Annotated in this window: 14 protein-coding genes, 2 tRNA genes and 1 pseudogene; 7 read left to right on the top strand and 10 right to left on the bottom strand. The window is 61.0% G+C overall.

The genetic code is table 11. The features are described 5' to 3' along the window. The first annotated feature begins 148 nt into the window (after positions 1 to 148). From BMOU_RS10300 to BMOU_RS10275, 6 genes are read left to right on the top strand one after another with little or no spacing between them, the layout of a single operon-like run. The gene (locus tag BMOU_RS10300) at positions 149 to 601 is read left to right on the top strand and encodes a YraN family protein (protein ID WP_034877329.1); all 453 of its coding nucleotides are present in this window, start codon (positions 149 to 151) and stop codon (positions 599 to 601) included. Then, complete coding sequence (locus tag BMOU_RS10295) at positions 601 to 2127, top strand: YifB family Mg chelatase-like AAA ATPase (RefSeq protein ID WP_034877327.1); 1527 nt, start codon at positions 601 to 603, stop codon at positions 2125 to 2127. The genes BMOU_RS10300 and BMOU_RS10295 overlap by 1 nt, the downstream gene beginning before the upstream one ends. Beyond that, positions 2124 to 3473 carry a DNA-processing protein DprA gene (locus BMOU_RS10290; RefSeq protein WP_034877325.1) on the top strand — a complete coding sequence of 450 codons (1350 nt, stop codon included), beginning with the start codon at positions 2124 to 2126 and terminating at the stop codon, positions 3471 to 3473. Before BMOU_RS10295 ends, BMOU_RS10290 begins: the two co-directional genes overlap by 4 nt. 60 nt (positions 3474 to 3533) lie before the next feature. Next, on the top strand, positions 3534 to 5393 hold the full coding sequence (locus tag BMOU_RS10285) for an FAD-binding protein (protein WP_034877322.1): 1860 nt from the start codon (positions 3534 to 3536) through the stop codon (positions 5391 to 5393). 59 nt (positions 5394 to 5452) lie between these two features. Next, on the top strand, positions 5453 to 6385 hold the full coding sequence (locus BMOU_RS10280) for a succinate dehydrogenase/fumarate reductase iron-sulfur subunit (protein ID WP_034877319.1): 933 nt from the start codon (positions 5453 to 5455) through the stop codon (positions 6383 to 6385). 6 nt (positions 6386 to 6391) lie between these two features. Then, positions 6392 to 7063, top strand: a complete 672-nt coding sequence (locus BMOU_RS10275) for an O-methyltransferase (RefSeq protein WP_034877316.1) — start codon at positions 6392 to 6394, stop codon at positions 7061 to 7063. A 38-nt stretch (positions 7064 to 7101) separates the two neighbouring features. Here the strand turns inward: BMOU_RS10275 and nhaA are convergent, their stop codons facing one another. The 9 genes and pseudogenes from nhaA to BMOU_RS10230 form a co-directional block, all read right to left on the bottom strand. Next, positions 7102 to 8478: a Na+/H+ antiporter NhaA gene (nhaA, locus tag BMOU_RS10270; protein WP_137648245.1), complete on the bottom strand. Its 1377-nt coding sequence runs from the start codon at positions 8476 to 8478 to the stop codon at positions 7102 to 7104. A 142-nt stretch (positions 8479 to 8620) separates the two neighbouring features. Further along, positions 8621 to 8694, bottom strand: a tRNA-Arg gene (locus BMOU_RS10265). 42 nt (positions 8695 to 8736) lie between these two features. Next, a tRNA-Arg gene (locus tag BMOU_RS10260) sits at positions 8737 to 8813 on the bottom strand. Between the two features lie 87 nt (positions 8814 to 8900). Then, positions 8901 to 10217: an ATP-dependent Clp protease ATP-binding subunit ClpX gene (clpX, locus tag BMOU_RS10255; protein ID WP_034877310.1), complete on the bottom strand. Its 1317-nt coding sequence runs from the start codon at positions 10215 to 10217 to the stop codon at positions 8901 to 8903. Between the two features lie 104 nt (positions 10218 to 10321). Next, positions 10322 to 11023, bottom strand: a complete 702-nt coding sequence (locus BMOU_RS10250; protein WP_034877307.1) for an ATP-dependent Clp protease proteolytic subunit — start codon at positions 11021 to 11023, stop codon at positions 10322 to 10324. A gap of 2 nt (positions 11024 to 11025) precedes the next feature. After that, positions 11026 to 11646: an ATP-dependent Clp protease proteolytic subunit gene (locus tag BMOU_RS10245; RefSeq protein ID WP_137648246.1), complete on the bottom strand. Its 621-nt coding sequence runs from the start codon at positions 11644 to 11646 to the stop codon at positions 11026 to 11028. A gap of 108 nt (positions 11647 to 11754) precedes the next feature. Then, positions 11755 to 13410 (bottom strand): peptide ABC transporter substrate-binding protein, encoded by a 1656-nt coding sequence (locus BMOU_RS10240; RefSeq protein WP_034877302.1) that lies wholly within the window; start codon positions 13408 to 13410, stop codon positions 11755 to 11757. A gap of 101 nt (positions 13411 to 13511) precedes the next feature. After that, positions 13512 to 14951: an MFS transporter gene (locus BMOU_RS10235; protein ID WP_137648283.1), complete on the bottom strand. Its 1440-nt coding sequence runs from the start codon at positions 14949 to 14951 to the stop codon at positions 13512 to 13514. A gap of 203 nt (positions 14952 to 15154) precedes the next feature. Next, a pseudogene (locus tag BMOU_RS10230) lies at positions 15155 to 16530 on the bottom strand (replication-associated recombination protein A). A gap of 84 nt (positions 16531 to 16614) precedes the next feature. Here BMOU_RS10230 and BMOU_RS10225 point away from each other — a divergent pair. Continuing rightward, entirely contained in the window at positions 16615 to 19173 is a 2559-nt protein-coding gene (locus tag BMOU_RS10225) for a DEAD/DEAH box helicase (protein WP_034877298.1), read from the top strand. A 12-nt stretch (positions 19174 to 19185) separates the two neighbouring features. Here BMOU_RS10225 and BMOU_RS10220 read toward each other — a convergent pair whose 3' ends face one another. Beyond that, on the bottom strand, positions 19186 to 20181 hold the full coding sequence (locus BMOU_RS10220) for a PPK2 family polyphosphate kinase (protein ID WP_171002080.1): 996 nt from the start codon (positions 20179 to 20181) through the stop codon (positions 19186 to 19188). Between the last annotated feature and the right edge of the window lie 75 nt (positions 20182 to 20256).

Here is a 20256-nt window from a genome sequence, read left to right as displayed (position 1 = left end):
CCCGGCGGCGCACCCCGCGTATTGTGGATTGCTGTGGATTTCACCAAGCAATCCACATGCCGTCCACAACACGCCCGAAGACGCTTGACTTATCCACATTCGCCGCTCCTCCTTGCCCCGGGGCATCCGTTTCTGCTGCACTGGAACCATGAACGGCAGCATCACACCCGAGGTTCCGGTCGCAACGTCGTCATCGGAACACCTTCTTGATTCTCTTGCACGGCGGCTGCATGACGGCACGCTATCCGGTCGCCAGGTCGGCGCGCTCGGCGAACGATACGCCGCCGCATGGCTCCAAGGCCATGGCTGGCACATTCTTGACCGTAATTGGCATTGCCGCTACGGCGAGCTCGATATCGTGGCCCGCACCGAAGCAGGCTGCATCGCGTTCGTCGAGGTCAAGACCAGGCGCACCTTGCGCTACGGCACCCCGCAGGAGGCGGTGACGACCGCAAAGCAGATCAACCTGCGACATGCGGCGGTGCAGTGGCTGATGGAGCCCGATCATCGGGTTCCCCATAACGGGGTGCGTTTCGATGTCATCACCGTCATCGTGCGCGGGGGCGGACCATTGGTGCACCATATCGAAGGAGCGTTCTGATGGCCATCGGCAGCGCATTATCGGTGGGATTGATCGGTCTGAAGGCCTTCATCATTCAAATTCAGGCCTTCGTTTCCCCCGGCTTGCCCTATTTCTCCATCATCGGACTGCCCGACACCTCGCTTTCCGAAGCAAGGGAGCGGGTCAAGTCGGCATGTCAGGCAAGCGGATTCAAATGGCCCGAAACCCGGGTCACGGTCAACCTCTCCCCCGCCTCCATGCCGAAAAAGGGCTCCTCACACGATTTGGCCATCGCGGCAAGCGTGCTCAGCGCCTCCGGAATCATCGGGCATGACTGTCTGGCCGACACCATCGTACTGGGCGAGGTCAATCTCGACGGCACCGTACTGCCCGTCAACGGCCTGCTGCCGATCATGCTGCATGCCCGGGAACAGGGCATACGGCAGGTCATCGTGCCTCATGCCAATGCCGACGAGGCAAGGCTCATCGGCGATATCGACGTAATCAGCGTACGCCACGTGGGCGAGCTCATCGAACTGATGGGAGGCCATGCCAGCTACCGCATACCAGACACCCAACGCGACATCGAAACCGGTATGAACGTCACCCCGTACCCCTCACCCGGGGACATGTGCGAGGTGGTCGGGCAGGAATCGACCAAATGGGCCTTGGAGGTGGCGGCGGCCGGCGGCCACCATCTGCTCATGACCGGTCCTCCCGGTACCGGCAAGACCATGCTCGCCTCCCGCATGCCCGGCATCATGAGCCCGTTGAACGAGGCGGAGCAATTGGAGGTCGCATCGATTCGCTCATTATGCGGCACGTTGCCCAACTACGGCATATCCGATGTCCCGCCGTTCGAAGCGCCGCACCATACCGCTTCCATGGCATCTCTGGTGGGAGGCGGAGCGGGGTTGGCCCAGCCCGGAGCCATCACCAGGGCGCATCGGGGCATCCTGTTCATGGATGAGGCCCCGGAATTCTCCGCACGCGCGTTGCAGACGCTGCGCGAACCGCTGGAATCGGGCTACGTGGCGATCTCCCGTTCGAAAGGCACCACATACTATCCGGCGCGCTTCCAGCTCATCATGGCCTCCAATCCATGCCCCTGCGGATTCTCCTACGGCAATGGCGAGCGTTGCTCCTGCAAGGAGAAGGACCGTATCAAATACTTCAATCGTCTTTCCGGCCCGATTCTCGATCGGATCGACATACAGGTCGAAGTGCCGCCGGTCGACCGTATCGATTCAGGGAACCGACAAGTCGGCGAATCCAGCCACACGATCCGATTGCGGATCATGGTGGCTCGGCAGATGGCCCAGGAACGGTTCCGTGAATATGGATGGTCATGCAACGCGCAAGCTACCGGCACGTGGTTGCGTGCCAACACATCGCACAAAGCCATCGAACTGGTCAATCGGGCTTTGGCAAGTGAACGGCTCAGCCTGCGTGGAGCCGACCGGGCCATGCGTCTCGCCTGGACGCTTGCCGATCTGGCCGGCAAATCCTCGCCCGGGCCAGCGGAGATGATGCAGGGGATTTCCATGCGAACGAGGATGTCATGAATGTGCCATCCCGCTCGCTTGACGAAGAAACCCTGGCAAGGGCCGTGCTGACGTACTGCCTGGATAGCGCGGACGCCATGATGTACGCACTGCTGAAAGGCACGGGCAGCGCCGCCGGCGCTCTGCGCCTGATCGCCGACGGTGGTCCAGGTAAACATGAGGGGGTCGTCACCGCAGCATGCAAGGCATTGGATGCTGCCTTCATCAACGGCATCACCCGCTGGGGCCGCACCATCAACGCTCGCGGCATGTCTTCATTCCACGGTTCGCTCGCCTCATGGCAGCAGCGTCTGGCCACGCTGCCTTCACACGACCCGCAGCAGTTGGAACGCTGGTTCACGGCCGAAGGCACACAATGGATCATCGCCCCTCACAGCCCTTATTGGCCAGCCCAACTCGCCGATCTGTCATTACGCACCGATTGGGCCGCCCCGCTATGCCTATGGGGGCGGGGCGATCCCGAAACGCTGGTCTCCTGCTCCAAACCGGTGGGCATAGTCGGTTCGCGTGGCGTCAGCGACTATGGTCGCCGGTGCGCGTACGAACTCGCCCGTCAGGCGGCCCGATCCGGGCATGTGGTCGTATCCGGCGGCGCACTGGGCACGGATGCCGCGGCCCACTGGGGAGCGTTGGCCGCCATGGATGAGGTTGGCGCAGGCATCAGCGGCAGGACCGTGGCGGTTTTCGCCGGAGGGCTTAACCATATCGGGCCGAAGAGCAACGCGCGTCTGTTCGAACGAATCGTCGAAGGCAAAGGTGCTCTGGTATCCGAACTATGCCCTGCGACCATTCCGGAGGCACGGCGTTTTCTGCTGCGCAACCGGCTCATCGCCGCATTATCGTCAACGGTGATCGTGGCACAGGCCCGTGCCAGATCGGGAGCGCTGAACACCGCCGGTTGGGCGGGAGAGCTCAATCGTGAACTCTATGCCGTGCCTGGAGACGTCACCATGCCCCACAACACCGGATGCAACCGACTCATCCAGGAGGGCAAGGCCTCGATCGTCTGCTCGCTGAGCGACATAGGCGAGCTGTGCCACGAAGCGCACCGGCCGCATACCACCACACCATCGCAAGACGAGGACAATCCGCCATCCGATGACTCGGGCCACTGCGAGGAAGATGGTGGCACGAACACAACCGGCAACGACATCCTGCATGCCATCCGCGCATGCCGCAGCCGTTTCGGCGACGCATCGGCCGACGGCATCCTCAGCATACTGAACGAATCGCATCCGGGCGAATACTCCATCGCGACAATCATGCAGGAGCTCGGCGCTATGGAGCTCTCCGGCATCATCACCATGGGGGCGGGGCGGATCAGCATCGCGCCTGGCGGCGCGTAAAGACCCGATCCGCATGATCGGTCATGCCGTTTCGTCGCACCTTGTGCGAGAATCGTTGGTATGAGTCCGAAGCATGTTGAAGATCTATATGATGCGGTAATCGTCGGCGCCGGCGCAGCGGGCCTGTCGGCGGCGTTGGGAATGCTGCGCAGCGAACGGATGCGCACCCTGAAGGCCAGCGGCATCAGGCCGAACATCCTGGTGATTTCCAAGCTCCAGCCGTTGCGTTCGCACACCGGTTCCGCCGAAGGCGGCATCGCCGCCAGCCTGGGCAATGTCGAAAAGGACGACTGGCACTGGCATTATTTCGACACCGTCAAGGGCGGCGACTGGCTAGTCGATCAGGATGCCGCCAAGCTGCTCGCCCAGGAGGCCCCGGCCACGGTGATTGCGCTTGAACATGCCGGCGTGGCATTCTCCCGCACCGACGACGGTCATATCGCCCAGCGTCGCTTCGGAGGCCATACCAGGGATTTCGGTAAGGCGCCCGTGCGGCGCGCCGCCTATGCGGCCGATCGCATCGGCCATCAGATCCTGTTCTCGCTGTGGCAGCAATGCGTGGCCGAAGACATCGAATTCGCCGAGGAATGGTACGTGACCGATCTGGTCATCTCCGAAGACGGTTCGAAGGTCGAGGGTGTGGTGGCATTCGACACGCATAAGGGTGTGGCGCATGCCATTCATGCGCGCAACGTGCTCATCGCCACCGGAGGCGCGGGACGACTGTTCCACACCACCTCGAATTCCTGGGATCTGACCGGCGACGGTATGGCCTTGGCGCTGACCGCCGGTCTGCAGCTTGAAGATGCCGAATTCGTGCAGTTCCATCCGACCGGGCTTGCGCACACGGGCATTCTGCTGTCCGAGGCGGCCCGTGCCGAAGGCGGCGTGCTGCGCAATGCCGATGGCGAGGCGTTCATGGAGCATTATGCGCCAGGGCATGCCGATCTGGCCGCCCGAGACGTGGTGAGCCGTTCCATCATGGCCGAAATCGACGCGGGACGTGGAATCCCCGATCCGAAGGATCCGGATGGCCCGAAGGATTGCGTATGGCTCGACATGACCGGCATCGAGACCCGGCATATGCACGAGGTGCTGCCTCAGGTGGTCGAGACCATTGAAAAATACGCCGATCTCGACCCGACCGTGAGCTATGTGCCGGTCAAACCGACCGCGCATTACACGATGGGCGGCATTCCCGTAAGCACCGATGGCGAGGTCTACCGTTGGCACGATGGTGAACGCCGTACGGTCGAAGGACTGTTCGCCGCCGGTGAATGCTCCTGCGTATCCGTACATGGCGCGAACCGCTTGGGAGGCAACTCCCTGTTGGACGCCTGCCTGTTCGGCACCCGTTCCGGACAGACGATGGCGGCACGCATCACCGATGATCCGGTGAACGACCTGATGTCCGAAGAACCACCGGAAGGCAACGACGCCGACGCCGTCAGGCAGGCGGCCTCGGCACGTACCGCCGAAATCAAGGATCTGCTGGTGCGGCTGCCGGAGGATGACGAGGCCGGTCGGGATAATCCGTACCAACTGATGGCCGATCTGGGATCGGTGATGGAGCGCGCCGTCGCCGTGCGCTGCGACGAAACCGGTATCGAACAGGCGCTCGCCATACTGCATGACGAGCTTGGACCACGGGCCGAACGGTTGCATGCGCATTCCGATGCGCCGACCTTCAATCAGGAAATCACCGCCATCTGGGAGGTACGTCACCTCATCGAGCTTGGCGGAGCCGTACTGAAGGCCTCCGATGCGCGCCATGAATCCCGTGGCTCTCTGAAGCGTCTTGACTTCCCCGAACGCGACGACGACCATTTCCTTTCCCATTCCATGGTCGACGCGCAGGGGCAGGTCTCCTGGCAACCCGTGCATATTGTGGATATGCCGCCAAAAACCCGTGAATATTAGTGTTTCTGGGCACAGCATATGGCAAACTGGTTGACGGTTTTCATTGGAAAGGCGGGTATATGAGCGATATGGGAAACGTCGTGAACACGGTGACGTTGCGGGTGAATCGATTCGCTCCACGCCCGGAACGCGACCGTGACCGCAGTCGTGGCGGCAGCCCGTTCGCGAAGAAAAGCTCACCCTTCGGCGGCTCGGGTGCTTCGGCGCGTCGTCGTCCTCGCGGCAAGCAGTGGGTGCAGGATTATACGTTGAGCGCGCGTCCGGAAGATACGGTGCTTGATTGTCTGCTGAGCATCAAGCGCACCATCGATCCGACACTCGCCTTCCGCTATTCATGCGGCCATGGCATGTGCGGATCCGATGCCGTGTCCATCAACGGCACCCCCACTCTGCTATGCACGGCGACCGTCAAGGACTGGGCCAAACAGCCGAGCGTCTCCATGGTCGACGACGAGGGCTTTCGACATACGGGAGACACCGCCGTAATCGAGACCGATGACGGCGATGATTCCGGCAACCTAGGCATCATCGAGCTGGCGCCGTTGCCGGGTTTTCCGGTGCAGCGTGATCTGATCGCCGACATCGATCAGATGCTCGATCAGATCAGAAGGCTCAAGCCCTATCTGCAGGCAAACGACGAGCTGGCCACCACCGACGAAGGCAAAATCGACGTATTCGAATATCTGCAACGCCCCGAGCAACTCGCCAAATACGAACAACTGAGCAACTGCATCGCGTGCGGCACCTGCGAGGGCAGCTGTCCGGTATATGCCGGCGGCGAGGCCTTCATCGGCCCGGCTGCACTCATCACCGCCTCCCGCTTCATTAACGATTCGCGTGATGTGCAGGCAGCCGCACGCATGGATGCCATCGATTCGGCCGACGGCATCGCCGCATGCCAGTCGGTGCGCGCCTGCAGTCGCGAATGCCCCCGCGGTATTGACGTCGGTGAGGAAATCTGGCAGTTGATCGCCCAAATCAAGGAACGCTGAAAAGTCATGGATAGAACGTCGTATACCAATCTCGCCAAGGCCTGGGAGTTTGTTGAGGATCATGCGTTCTCACGTCAGTCCATCGAACTGAACGCGGTACGCACACATGCCGAGGAGTCCGGTATCGGGCAAGGCTCCGCCGCGCAGGCCGAACTGTTGCGCGTACTGGTGCATATGATCGGCGCATCATCGGTCATCGCCGTCGGCACCGGTTCCGTAGTGGAGACGCTGCAGCTGGTCAATGGCCTGGAAAACGGCGGACAACTGACCGCCGTCGACTCCTCCTCCCAGGGCATTGCGCTGATTCGCGCCCTGTTCAATCATCTATCCGATGAGATTCAGACCACGCTTCGTGCGGTGAACGCTCCGGCGGGAGTGTTCCTGCCGCGACTGAATGCCGAGACCTATGATCTGATTGTTGTCGCCGGCGATCCGGGCAATTACGAGGCTTCCTTTGAACAGGCGCCTCGCCTGCTCAAATCCCATGGCATCATCGCATTCACCGACATGCTGGCCTTCGAATCGGCGGAATCCGCGGGAGGCGTGCTGAACCCGGCCAATCGTGACGCCAAATCCGTGGCCATGCGCGCACTGCTGGAGACCGTGGAGTCCGATGAGCGTTTCATCACCACGCTCACCCCAACCGGCACCGGTCTCCTTATCGCCGTCAAGCGATGACATCCGTGTAGGAGGCGCCCACCGACGGGCGCCTGCCGTTATTTCGTCCTGGTCTTCGTGCCGATCATCTGGCTGACGGCGATGGTGCCGTCTTCGAGCACGGTTTCGACCTCCTCATCGGCATCGTCATGCTGATCGGACGCCTCGGAGGATTGCCGCTGTGCGATCTCGAACCGCTTGGACTGACGGCTCAGCAGAATGCCGGAAATCACCGCCGCTATCAATGAGGCTATCAGTACGCCGAAACGGCTTTCCGCCGACAGTTCCGCATCCTCATAGGCCAACGAGGCGATGAGGAACGACACGGTGAATCCGATACCGCAGGCGCAGGCGGCCGGAAACATGTCACGTACTCGAAGCCCCTTGGCCATCTTGAGGCCGGCCAGATGCGTGGACAGCCATGCGGTGATCATAATGCCCAAGGGTTTGCCGATCACAAGCGCCACTATCACGGCGATCACGACCGGTGAAACGAACAGCGCCCAGGTCAGCGATTCGAAATGCACGCCGGTGGCGAACAGAGCGAAGATCGGCAGGGCCAACAGCGCGGAAAACGGCTGCAGCTTCTCCGCATAGCGTTCCGCACGCGGACTCTTCTCGCCGAATCGCTCACGGGCCGGAGTGAGCAGTCCCACCAACACGCCGGCAAGCGTGGGATGAATGCCCGCTTCGAACATCATGACCCATGCAAGAACGCCCACGATGACCACGGCAAGCCACGGCACCTTCTGCATACGCACCAGGAAGAACCAGACGACCGCGCACGCGGCGATGCCAATGAACCAGTACCAGGCATTCACCGAAGAGAAGAACACGGCGATCAGAATGATGGCCAACAGATCGTCCACCGTGGCGAGGGTCATCAGGAACGCGCGGATGGAACCCGGCAACGCCCTGGCGAACAGGGCGAGCACCGCCAATGAGAAGGCGATGTCGGTGGCGGTGGGCACCGCCCATCCCTGCGACATCTCACTGAAGGAAAAACTGGTGCCGGAAGCGATGACCAGCTCCCCCGCCCCGCCAGGCCCGAAATGCGCGAACAATGAAATGACCGCGATGAACAGTGCCGGCGGAACAAGCATGCCTCCCACCGCGCACAGCATTGGTACGGCCGCGGCCTTCGGATTGGACAGCGAACCCGTGGTGAGTTCCTGTTTGAGTTCAAGGCCCACGGTCAGGAAGAACACGGTCAGCAGGCCGTCCTGCACCCAATGGCCCAGTCCCATATCAATGTTGGTATGGGGGATTGCGATGCGGAACTCCTCAAGCCGTTCGAAAGCGTGTGCGGTGAACGGCAGGTTGGCGAGCAGCAGACCGGCAAGGGCGAAGCCGAGCATGATAAGGCCGGATATGCGGTCGGAGGCGGCGATGCGCCGTATGGTTGCCCAGAGTCCTTGCTTTTTTGTGGTCATCATGCTCCTTGTCTACGGCCTCGATACGGCCGTATTGCACGTAAAAACGCCGTATACCAGTGTACCGAACACCCTTGGCGTTGACTGCAAGCATGTCTTTCAGAAAAAAGAAAGCCTCCAACGCATTCGCGAAGGAGGTCCTTTGTGCGCGAGACAGGATTCGAACCTGCGACCTGCTGATCCGTAGTCAGCTGCTCTAATCCGCTGGGCTACTCGCGCAACATCATCTCATTTATCCATACCGCCTGATGACCGGCGGCTTGGTGCGCGAGACAGGATTCGAACCTGCGACCTGCTGATCCGTAGTCAGCTGCTCTAATCCGCTGGGCTACTCGCGCAACGTTGCTTGTTTTTGGCAACTCGAATAAGATACACCCAAACACCCTTGAGTCAAAATTTCGGCGTGTCGCTAGGAATCATAAGATTCAGGCCGTTTTGCGCCGGGGAATCTCCTGGGTCGGAGCGCGCAGGAGTTTCGGAGTGCCGGTGCCATTCACCGAGGCCGCGTCGACGATCACCTCCGCCACATCATCCATGCTGGGCAATTGGAACATTGTATCTTCCAAGGTCTTTTCGATGATGGAACGCAATCCTCGCGCACCGGTGCCGCGACGGATCGACGTGGCCGCAATCTGCCGCACCGCCTCCTCGGTGAACGTGAGCTTCACACCGTCCACGGCGAACAGCTTCTGATACTGCTTGACCAGCGCATTCTCGGGTTGGGTGAGGATGCTGGCCAGATCGTCTTCGGTAAGCTCCTCCAGTACACTCACCACCGGCAGGCGGCCGATGAATTCGGGCAACAGGCCGAAGTCGGCCAGATCGTCGGCGCTGGCTTGGGCCAGCAGCTCACGCCTGGGCACCTCATGGTCATGCCAGGCCGCACCGAAACCGCTTTCCCTGGCGCCGAGACGCTGGGCCACGATATCGGCCAGCCCTACGAAGGCGCCGCCGCAGATGAACAGGATGTCACGGGTGTCGATCTGGACGGTCTCCAGTTCGCGGTGCTTGCGCGTCCCCTCCACCGGCACCGACGCCACGGTGCCCTCCAGGATCTTGAGCAGCGCCTGCTGCACGCCCTCGCCCGATACATCACGGGTTATCGATGTGTTCTCACCGCTTTTGCGTGCGATCTTGTCGATCTCGTCGATATAGATGATGCCTCTCTGTGCACGTGCCACATCACCGTCCGCGGCCTGAATGAGGCGCTGCAGCACCGTTTCCACGTCGTCCCCCACATATCCGGCTTCGGTGAGCGTGGTGGCATCGGCTATGACGAACGGCACGTTCATCACCTTCGCCAGCGTCTGTGCAAGGTATGTCTTGCCCACGCCGGTCGGCCCCAGCAGCAGGATGTTCGATTTGGAGACCTGCACATCCGCCAGGGGATCGGATTGGCCGCCCCGCTTGGCGGCATCGGTCGACTCCGCGGATTCGCGCATCTCCATATTGACACGCTTGTAGTGATTGTATACGGCCACCGCCAACGTGCGTTTGGCGGCCTCCTGCCCCACTACGTAGCTGTCGAGGTAGGCACTGATCTGTATCGGCTTGGGTAGCTGCAATGCGTTGATCCGGGCGTCTTTGACACGTTCTTCGGAGATGATGTCCACGCACAGTTCGATGCATTCGTCGCAGATGGCCGCACCCGAACCGGTGACCAGCTTACGTACCTGATTCTCGGACTTGCCACAGAACGTGCATCTCGGTACCGCATCGTTGTAGTCGACCACGCGTCCCATTCGCGCCCCTTTTCGAAATCCTTGTGTTGAGAAAACACAATACCCCTGCCGATAGAGAGCAGGGGCATTGATTTGTGAAGATATGTTCAGTCCGGTGCGGGCCGTCAGGAGCGATGCTCGAGCACTTCGTCCACGATGCCGTATTCCTTGGCTTCAGCCGCGGTCAGGAAGGTGTCGACCTCGATGTCCCTGCGGATCTTCTCCACGTCCTGGCCGGTATGCTTGGCCAGCGTGATCTCGAGCCACTCGCGCATGCGCAGCATCTCCTTGGCCTGGATCTCGATTTCCGTGGCCTTGCCGAAGCCCTGGTCGATGGCCGGCTGGTGGATGAGCACGCGGGCGTTCGGCAGCATCAGGCGCTTGCCCTTGGTGCCGGCGGCCAGCAGGATGGCCGCGGCTGAGGCCGCCTGGCCAAGGCACACGGTCTGCACGTCCGGCTTGATGTACTGCATGGTGTCGTAGATGGCGGTCATGGCCGTCATCGAACCGCCCGGGGAGTTGATATACATCATCACGTCACGGTTCGGATCCTGGCTCTCCAACACCAGCAGCTGGGCCATGATGTCGTCGGCGGAGGTGTCATCCACCTGCACACCCATGAAGATGATGCGGTCCTCGAACAGTCGGGTGTACGGGTCCTGCCTTTTGAAGCCGTATGGGGTCTTCTCTTCGAACTGTGGTAGCACGTAGCGGTTCTGCGGGGCGAATGCGGCCTCGCGCGCGGCATGCGCCTGGAATCCGACCACACCGGTCGGGCCGGCGAGACGTTCGGCGCGGGCTACGAACTGTGCTTCTTCGCTTGCCATGGTCACTCTCCCTTGGTTGCGTTCATCGTGTCGTGCGTGGAGACGAGCTTATCGACGAAGCCGTATTCCAGCGCCTCCTGCGCGGTGAACCAGTGGTCGTATTCGTTGTCGCGGTAGATTTCCTCGACGGTATGGCCGGTCTGCTCGGCGGTCAGCTCGCTCATGGTCTTTTTCATATCCATGATGAGCTCGGCGTTGATGCGCACATCGGTGGCGGTGCCACCGATGCCGCCGGACGGCTGGTGCATCAGCACACGGGCATGGGAGGTCAGGAACCGCTTGCCCTTGGTGCCGGAGCTCAGCAGGAACTGCCCCATGGATGCGCACATGCCCAGGCCCACGGTCGCCACGTCGGGCTCGATGAGCTGCATGGTATCGTAAATGGCCATGCCGGCGGTGATGGAGCCGCCCGGGGAGTTGATATACAGCCAGATGTCCTTCTTCGGATCCTCAGCGGCCAGCATCAGCATCTGCGCGCAGATGCGGTTGGCCATTTCGTCCTTGACTTCCTCTCCCATCCAGATGATGCGATCCTTCAGCAGACGGTTGAAAATCGGATCGGTGGGTCCCGCCGGCATGTCGTCGCCGGCCATAACGGGCAGGGGTGCACTTAGGTTGCTCACCTTGTCTCCTTTTTCAGTGTTTTCTATAGTTCTTCAGCCTACCGCTTCGAAGCGACGGGTGTGTGATTTGCGCCTACAGTGGAGTCTTCGCCACCGTGCGGCAAAGCGTTACTTGACGATGGTGTTGTACTCCGGAACGCCCATATAGTTGTAATCCACCTGTACGCCCTTGACCGCCGCCGCGGTGACGTTGGTATACCACAGCGGAATCACCGGCAGGTCGTCCAGCAGCACGCGTTCGCTCTGCCGATACAGGCTCACCGCCTTGTCCAGATCGGTTTCGGCCGCGGCCTGGTCGATTAGGGCATCGAACCGATCGCTTTTGTAATCGCCATTGTTCAGACCCTTGCCGTCTGCCGCCGACGAATCATACGCCTGCACCAGATAGCCTTCCGGATGCGGGTAGTCGGACTGCATGCCCGACTTGAACGCCGCGTTGACGGTGCGCTCCTGAATCGCGCTCCTCAATTCCTTGGATGTGGCGAACGGGTAGCTTTCGGCGTTGATGCCGAGCGTGTTGCGGATGGAGTTGGCCGCGGCCTCCACCCATTCCCTGTCGGTACCGTCGGCGCTGTAGGCGATGCGGAAGGTACCGTCCCATGGCGAGATGGCGTCCGCCTTGGCCCACAGCTCCTTGGCTTTCGCCTTATCATACGAAAGCACGCCATCGGTGTCGAGATCGGTGTCGTACCCCTTGATCACCGGCGCAAGGAAGTCCGTGGCCGGGGTCACGGTGCCTCCGAAGATCGCCTTGGCGATATCTTCGCGGTTGATGGCATGCGCGATGGCCTGCCGGCGGTACTTGCCTTCCTCCCCCTGGAAATGCTTGAGGTTCTGGGCGATGGTGAATGCGGAGAATGCCGGGCCCGGCTTGCTGACCGCGGTGATGGACGTCTCGTTCCGATAGGTTTTCAACGCCGAAGTCGGAATGGAGTCGAGTACGTCGAGATTGCCGGCCAGCAAATCCGAATAGGCCGCGTCGAGACTCTGGTACACCTTGAAGTCGATGCCCGCATTGCTGGTCTTGCGTGGGCCGGCGTATGAGTCATCACGTTCGAGGATGATCTCCTCGCCGCTTTTGTACGCCTTAAGCTTGTATGGGCCGTTGCCTATCGGTTTCTGCCCGTATTCCTTGGGGTTCTTGATCACTTCGGACGGCATCGGCAGGAAGGCGATGTCCCCGATCTTGTACAGGAACGCCGAGTTGGGCGCCTTGAGCGTAACCTTCAGTGTGGTGTCGTCCACCACATCGAGACCGGACAGCTGAGCGGTTTTGGAGCCTTTCTCGTCCTGCAACTCGTCATAGCCCTGGATGTCTTCGAAAATGGAGGCTCCCACCTGCCCGTTGGCCGCGTTGGCCGCGAACGACCAGCTTCGCGCATAGGTTTTGGCGGTAATCTTCTCACCATTGGAGAAGGTCAGGTTCGGCTTGATGACGATGGTGTATTCGGACGCGTCATCGTTCGGGGTGATCGATTCGGCCTCGACGAACGTCTCGTTGCCTGACGCGTCGAAGGTGACCAGTCCGTCGTACAGCTGACTGACGATCTTCCATCCCGACATATCGCTGGTATCGCTGGGCAGCAAACCGTTGGACGGTTCGGTGATATTGACGCTGACCACCTTGTCGGTGCTGGCGATCTCGGTTTTGGAATCCTTCGCTTCCACGGAACACCCCGTCAGCAACGCAACGATGGAAAGCACCGCCACAATCGGCTTGAGCGGTCCTGTGGCGATGCCGTTGTACGGGTGCTGAGGTTTCATGTTCTGTCCTCTCAATTAGGCGGTAGAGACAGATTAGCAAGCCGGCATTCCCCCGTGAAGCGCCCTTTTCGCATTACGCTACAGGCGTTTTCTATAACCTGTTATCGACGCTTCGAACCGATGCGGAACGCTGCGGCCAGACAGCAGATGGCGACGGCGACGATGGCGATCATCGTGGCGAAGGTCCAGCCGCCACCCACCGCCGTGGCATGGCGGAAGGTCTCGCTCCCCTCTTCTCCCGCACCGGACTGCGCCATGGACAGAATCGTGGAGAACAGCGCGGTTCCGGCTGCGCCTCCGAATTGCAGTCCGGTATTGAACACGGCGTTGCCGTCCGGCATGAACACGGGATCGATGTGCTTCAATGCGTTGGTCATGATGTTCGATAGTCCCAGCGAATAGCCGAGTCCGAAAATGAAGTAGAAGCCCGCCAGCGTCACCGGAGTCAACCGCATCGAGAACGCCAACAGCAGAATCGGACCGCAGATGGCCGCGCAGAAGGCGCCGAGAATCGGACGGACCGCACCGAATCGGTCATACAGCATGCCGCCGGCCGGAGCGAAGAAGGCGCCGACCAATGCTCCCGGCAACACCAGCGCACCGGCGACGAAGGCGCTCGTACCAAGCGAAAGCTGCGCCAGATTAGTGATGACATAGCCGAATCCGATGCCGACGATCGGCAGGATCATGTAGGCGATCAGATGCAGCAGCACCATCGGGTCACGCAGCCAGCCGAGACGGATGAGCGGCGAGAACGAACGATGCGAGGACCAGCCGAAGAACGCCAGCGAGCCCAGACCGACGACCAGACTGATCGCCGCGACGATGGCGGACGATACCGCATTGCCGCCGGCGACCGCGGCACTGATGGCCACGCCGGTCTGATTGAGGAACATCACCAGACCGCACAGCGACAGCACGATCGCCACGAACTGCAGTGGATTCAAGTGCGCCTCCTCGGTCGGACGTCGCTGTTCGATGCATGTAAGGCCGACCGGCAACGAAATCAGCAGAATGACCGGAATGACGATGACGAAAATCGCGCGCCACGGCAGAATGCTGGAGATGGCACCGCCAACGGTGGGGCCGATGGCCGGGGCCACGGTGATGACGAGCGAGCCTACGCCCATCAGGCGCCCGACTTTGGTGCGTGGAGCCTGTTCGAGGATGATGTTGATCATCAAAGGCGTCGCCACGCCGGATCCGATGCCCTGAATCACACGTGCGACGAGGATCACTGGAAACGCATGGCCGAATATCATGACCAGCGATCCCAGAACCGCGAGCGCCACCGCGGCTACGAACAGCTGACGGTGCCTGAACTTGCGGTTGAGATAGGAAGACAACGGCATGGTGGAGGCCACCACCAGCAAGTAGATGGTGGTGATCCATTGCACGGTGGCGGTATCGATGCCGAATTCCCGCATGAGTTGGGGGAAGAGCACGGTCATCACCGTTTCGGTGAGGATGCCGATGAACGCCAACGACCCTACGGCCACAATGGCTCCGATGAGTTTGCCGGGGATATGTTCGTCCGGGATGGGATTGGCCGCCGCCGTGTTATGCGTTATTCCGTTGCTTGGTGGTTCGTTGCTCTTTACGATGTTCTGTACTTCCATATTTCCTTGTCCGCGCACTTTTTCCTACGGCCATGTGCGATGCCGTCGCCAAAAAGCCACCTAGCAGTGTAACGGGAGCCCCGGTCCGTTCGTATATTTCGCCGACGGATTCACTCACGCCCCTTCTACCGCTCCGACGTGTCCTCCCCGCGCAGGATCCGGCGGATCTTTTCAAGCCGCGGCTTGACTTCATGCTCGTAGCCGCGGTCGTTCGGATGGTAGTATTCCCGCCCCCGCAGCTCGTCGGGCATGTACTGCTGCGGGGCCACCGCGCCCGGCCAGTCGTGCGCGTAGCGGTACCCCTCGTGGTTACCCCAGCTCTTCATCAGGGCGGTCGGTGCGTTGCGCAGATGCAATGGTACCTGTCCGATCAATCCCGCGTCCACGTCGGCGAGCGCCGAGTTGATGGCATTGTAGCTGGCGTTGGATTTCGGCGCGGTCGCCACGGCGAGCGCCGCCTCGGCCAGAATGATGCGCGCCTCCGGCATGCCGATCATGGCCACGGCCTGCGCGGCGGCCACGGTGACCTGCAGAATCTGCGGGGCGGCCATGCCGACCTCTTCCGAGGCTGCGATCATGATGCGGCGGGCGATGAAGCGTGGATCCTCACCCGCACGCAGCATACGTGCCAGGTAGTGCATGGTGGCATCAGGGTCGGAGCCGCGCATGGATTTGATGAACGCGGAGATGACGTCGTAATGGTCGTCTCCGTCTTTGTCGTAACGCACGGTGCTACGTCCATGACCTTCGCCACCACCTCAGGAGTGATGATCGGCCGTTTCGCACCCTTCTTACGTTCTTTGTCCCCTGTGAGCGCACCGGCAGCGGCTTCGAGAATCGTCAGCGTCTTGCGCGCGTCGCCACCGGCCATACGGATTATCTCATCCGAGGCCTCGTCGCTGATTCGCACCTCATCTTTAAGCCCACGATTGTCTTTCACGGCCCGTTCGATGAGGATTTTGAGATCATCCGGTTCCAGCGATTCGAGCTTGACGATAACCGACCGGCTCAGCAGCGGCTTGATGACGGAGAAGCTCGGGTTTTCGGTGGTCGCCGCGATGAAGGTCACATCACGGTTTTCCACGCTTGGCAGCAACGCATCCTGCTGCGATTTGGAGAAACGGTGCACCTCGTCGATGAACAGCACCGTCTCCCTGCCTTCGGTGACCAGTCGATCATGTGCGCGCCCGAGCACATCCCGTACGTCTTTGACGCCCGAGGTCACGGCCGACAGCTCCTCGAACACGCGGCCGGACTGTTTGGCGACGATGTAGGCGAGTGTGGTCTTGCCCACCCCTGGAGGACCGAACAGGATGATGGAGCTCGGCGCAGTGAGGGACCCCTTGGACGCCGGATTCGCAAGCCTGCGCAATGGCGAGCCCTCCCCCAGCACGCGATCCTGCCCGACGACCTCATCAACCGTTGACGGGCGCATACGTACGGCCAGCGGTCTCGTCATCTCCTCCGGCGCCTCCATCGCACCGAACAAATCCTCAGTCATGATGCCAATTCTACTCCACCGTGACACGAAATTCGAACACACGTTCGACACGCGCGTTCGCAACCCGTCGGTAGACTGGCAGCTATGGCAGACGACACGAACTATGGCTCGCTGGGCGCGTTGGCGCCGCGTTGGGACGACGGCGGGCGCAACATCGACACGGATGAGATCTACGAGCGTTTCTTCGGTTGGGTGGCTGACGTCAAAGGCGTCGAGCCATGGCCGCATCAGGAGGAGGCGATCATGGATCTTCTGGCGGGCGACCATGTGATCCTCAACACTCCGACCGGTTCCGGCAAGTCGCTGGTGGCGCTCGGCATGCATTTCGCCGCCCTGTGCACGGGGCGGCGTTCCTACTACACGGCACCGATCAAGGCGCTGGTCTCCGAGAAGTTCTTCGATCTGGTCGAGGTGTTCGGCCGTGAGTACGTCGGCATGATCACCGGCGACACCCATATCAATGCGGATGCGCCGATCATCTGCTGCACCGCCGAGATCCTCGCCAACCAGGCGTTGCGCGAGGGTCGGCATGCCGATGTCGGATGCGTGGCGATGGACGAGTTCCACTACTATGGCGATCCCGAACGTGGTTGGGCCTGGCAGGTGCCGTTGCTGACCCTGCCTGATACGCAGTTTCTGCTGATGAGCGCCACGCTTGGCAATGTCGATGCGATCGCCGACAAGCTGGAAGACATGACCGGCACGGATGTCGATATCATCGCCGATGCGCCCCGCCCGGTGCCGTTGACCTACGAGTACACGCTCGACCCGTTGGAGAAGACGGTGGAACTGGCGTTCGGCAAAGGCGAGACGCCGATCTATGTCGTGCATTTTTCCCAGGATGCGGCGCTGGAGACCGCCAACGCGCTGTCGAGCACGGGCGTGTCCAGCAAGGAGCAGCGCAATGCCATCGCCGAGGCGATCAAGGGTACGAGGTTCACCACCGCGTTCGGCAAGATCCTGCAACGTCTGCTGCGCACGGGTGTCGGCATCCATCATGCCGGCATGCTCCCCCGCTACCGCCGCTTGGTCGAACAGCTTGCCCAGCAGGGCCTGTTGCCGGTGATCTGCGGCACGGATACGCTGGGAGTCGGCATCAACGTGCCGATCCATTCCGTGGTATTGACGGCATTGACCAAATTCGACGGCACGAAGATGCGCAGGCTGCGCGCCCGCGAATTCCATCAGATCGCAGGTCGTGCGGGCCGTATGGGTTTTGACACGGAAGGCCTGGTCATCGCCGAGGGGCCTGAATTCGAGATCGAGAACGCCAAGGCGTTGGCCAAGGCCGGCAACGATCCGAAGAAGCTCAAGAAAGTCAAGCGCAAGAAGGCCCCGGAAGGTTTCGTGACATGGAATGAGCACACGTTCGACAGGCTGATCGACGCCGCACCGGAAACATTGGTGCCGCATATGAAGATCACGCATTCGATGGTGCTGAACGAAGTGGAGCAAGGCGGCGACGCACGCCACCGCGTGGACCGTCTTATCGACGACTCCGCGCAGAACCAGGAGCAGAAGGAACGTCTGCATGCGCGCGCCGACGAGATCTTCCAGACCCTGTTCGATACGAACGTGATCGAGACGGAGGATCGTGACGACGGCGGCAGGGATTATTTCATGACCGTCGATGTGCCGGACGATTTCGCACTCGACCAGCCGTTGAGCCCGTTCCTGCTGGCCGCCCTGGAACTGCTCGACCCGGAGTCTGAAACGTATGCGCTGGATGTGATCTCCATGGTGGAGGCCACATTGGAAGACCCCAAGCAGGTGCTGCGTGCGCAGGAGCGTCAGGCACGAGACGAGGCGATGGCCCGCATGAAGGAGGACGGTCTCGACTATGACGAACGCATGGACCGTCTGCAGGAGATCACCTACCCCAAGCCGCTGGAGGACATGCTGCAGGCCGCGTTCGACGAATACCGCCATGATGTACCGTGGGCGAATGACTACTGGCTGAGCCCGAAGTCGGTGGTGCGCGACATGGTCGAGACGGCCTCCGATTTCACCGGCTACATCGCCCGCTATGCCATCGCCCGTTCCGAGGGCACGTTGTTGCGCTACCTGTCCGATGCCTACCGTGCGCTGGCCCGCACCGTGCCGGTGGAGAAACGCGATGAGCAGTTGCGCGACATCATCTCATGGCTGCGCGTGGTGGTGCGTTCCATCGATTCGAGTCTGGTCGACGAATGGGAGAATGCGGGTGCCGATGCCGCAACCTCCGAAGCCGCCGCGAATCTGGCGGCCCCCGGCGCGAAGAACGCCGTGGTCGAGGATCGTCGCGGTCTTACCGTGCTCATACGCAACGCCATGTTCCGACGAGTGCAGCTTATGGATCTCGACAAGCCCGAGGAATTGGGGGCCCTCGACAAGGATTGGGGCTATGGCGTGCACGAGTGGGAGGACGTGCTTGACGACTTCTACGACGAACACGAGTATGTGAACATCGACGCGAAGGCACGCAGCGGCGAACTGTTCATCCTTGACGAGAGCAAGGAGAACAGCGAACACAGCTGGAAAGTGCGCCAGATCATCGACGATTCCGACGGCGACCACGATTGGGCCATCACCGGCGTGGTCGATCTGGACGCCACGCAATCCAGCGGCGAGGTCGTGTTCTTCGACTATTCCGTCACCAACTGACCGCCATGCGATTCACATGTCATTGAGTCGACGTCGCATCGCGTCGGCGTCGACTTCAAGCGGCGGCCAGATCATGTTCATGTTCTTAAGCGTATTGCGCAGCAGTTCGGAGACCACAGCCCTGGAATACCAGCGATTATCGGCGGGCACCAGATACCAGGGCGCCTGTTCGGTGCTGGTCTTCACGAACACCTCCTGCCAGGCTTCCATATAGTCGTCCCAACGTTCGCGCGCTTCAAGGTCGCTGGGATCGAACTTCCAATATTTGGTCGGATCGTCCAGCCGGCTCAGGAAGTGCCGTTTCTGCTCCTCTTTGCTGACCACGAGGAAAATCTTGATGATGGCGCAGCCGTCGGCCACCAGCTGTGATTCGAAACGGTTGATTTCGTCGTACCGGGCCCGCCATACCTCCTCCGGATAGGTGCGGTAGATGCGCGGCATGACGATATCCTCATATTGGGATCGATCGAAGATGGAGATCCAACCGTTCTTCGGCAGTTCACGTTTGACGCGCCACAGATAGTCGTGATCAAGCTCCTCGCCTTTGGGAGCCCCGAAACCGTGATAGTGCATGCCCATCGGATCGCCTTGGTTGAACACATGCCGCACGATGCCGCCCTTACCTGAGGCATCCATGCCCTGCAACACGATGAGCAGGCGCCTGCGCGAGCCCTTCACGCCATTGGCATACATCAATCGTTGGTATCGTGCGATTTCCGAGGAACTGATGTCGATGAACCGTTCCGCATCCTCCTTGTTGCCGTCGAATCCCGGCGTGGAATCGCCATCGAGGTCGGCCACCTCCGTATCGTGATGGAATCGCAGCAGTTGCCCGGGTGGCAACGTCCATACCGAGCTCAGCAGTTCGCTCGCCTTGGCCACATTCGCCAGGCCTTCCGCCACCGAATCGGAGCGCTCGCCCAAGTCGAGCCGTTCCTCCACCTTGTTCAGTGTTTTCGCGATCGCGGAGGTCTTCGCCTCGCCCTTTTTCGCATCCTTATCCGCCATCCCAAGCCTCCCTGCCTGACGATTGACGGTTCCCATGGTAGGCGCAAATGGCCGATTCTCGGGGATACCCCCAAA

It is taken from the genome of Bifidobacterium moukalabense DSM 27321 (assembly GCF_000522505.1).
Lineage (GTDB): Bacteria > Actinomycetota > Actinomycetes > Actinomycetales > Bifidobacteriaceae > Bifidobacterium > Bifidobacterium moukalabense.
The sequence above is the reverse complement of the archived record's forward strand: the minus strand, read 5'-3'. Positions and strand labels throughout refer to the sequence as shown.

What these genes read in the sequence shown, in the direction of transcription:
- BMOU_RS10285 (WP_034877322.1), top strand. Translation starts at nt 3,534, where the DNA reads ATGAGTCCGAAGCATGTTGAAGATCTATATGATGCGGTAATCGTCGGC.
- BMOU_RS10280 (WP_034877319.1), top strand. Translation starts at nt 5,453, where the DNA reads ATGAGCGATATGGGAAACGTCGTGAACACGGTGACGTTGCGGGTGAAT.
- BMOU_RS10250 (WP_034877307.1), bottom strand. Translation starts at nt 11,023, where the DNA reads ATGGCAAGCGAAGAAGCACAGTTCGTAGCCCGCGCCGAACGTCTCGCC.
- BMOU_RS10295 (WP_034877327.1), top strand. Translation starts at nt 601, where the DNA reads ATGGCCATCGGCAGCGCATTATCGGTGGGATTGATCGGTCTGAAGGCC.
- BMOU_RS10240 (WP_034877302.1), bottom strand. Translation starts at nt 13,410, where the DNA reads ATGAAACCTCAGCACCCGTACAACGGCATCGCCACAGGACCGCTCAAG.
- BMOU_RS10290 (WP_034877325.1), top strand. Translation starts at nt 2,124, where the DNA reads ATGAATGTGCCATCCCGCTCGCTTGACGAAGAAACCCTGGCAAGGGCC.
- BMOU_RS10220 (WP_171002080.1), bottom strand. Translation starts at nt 20,181, where the DNA reads ATGGCGGATAAGGATGCGAAAAAGGGCGAGGCGAAGACCTCCGCGATC.
- BMOU_RS10275 (WP_034877316.1), top strand. Translation starts at nt 6,392, where the DNA reads ATGGATAGAACGTCGTATACCAATCTCGCCAAGGCCTGGGAGTTTGTT.
- BMOU_RS10300 (WP_034877329.1), top strand. Translation starts at nt 149, where the DNA reads ATGAACGGCAGCATCACACCCGAGGTTCCGGTCGCAACGTCGTCATCG.
- clpX (WP_034877310.1), bottom strand. Translation starts at nt 10,217, where the DNA reads ATGGGACGCGTGGTCGACTACAACGATGCGGTACCGAGATGCACGTTC.
- nhaA (WP_137648245.1), bottom strand. Translation starts at nt 8,478, where the DNA reads ATGATGACCACAAAAAAGCAAGGACTCTGGGCAACCATACGGCGCATC.
- BMOU_RS10225 (WP_034877298.1), top strand. Translation starts at nt 16,615, where the DNA reads ATGGCAGACGACACGAACTATGGCTCGCTGGGCGCGTTGGCGCCGCGT.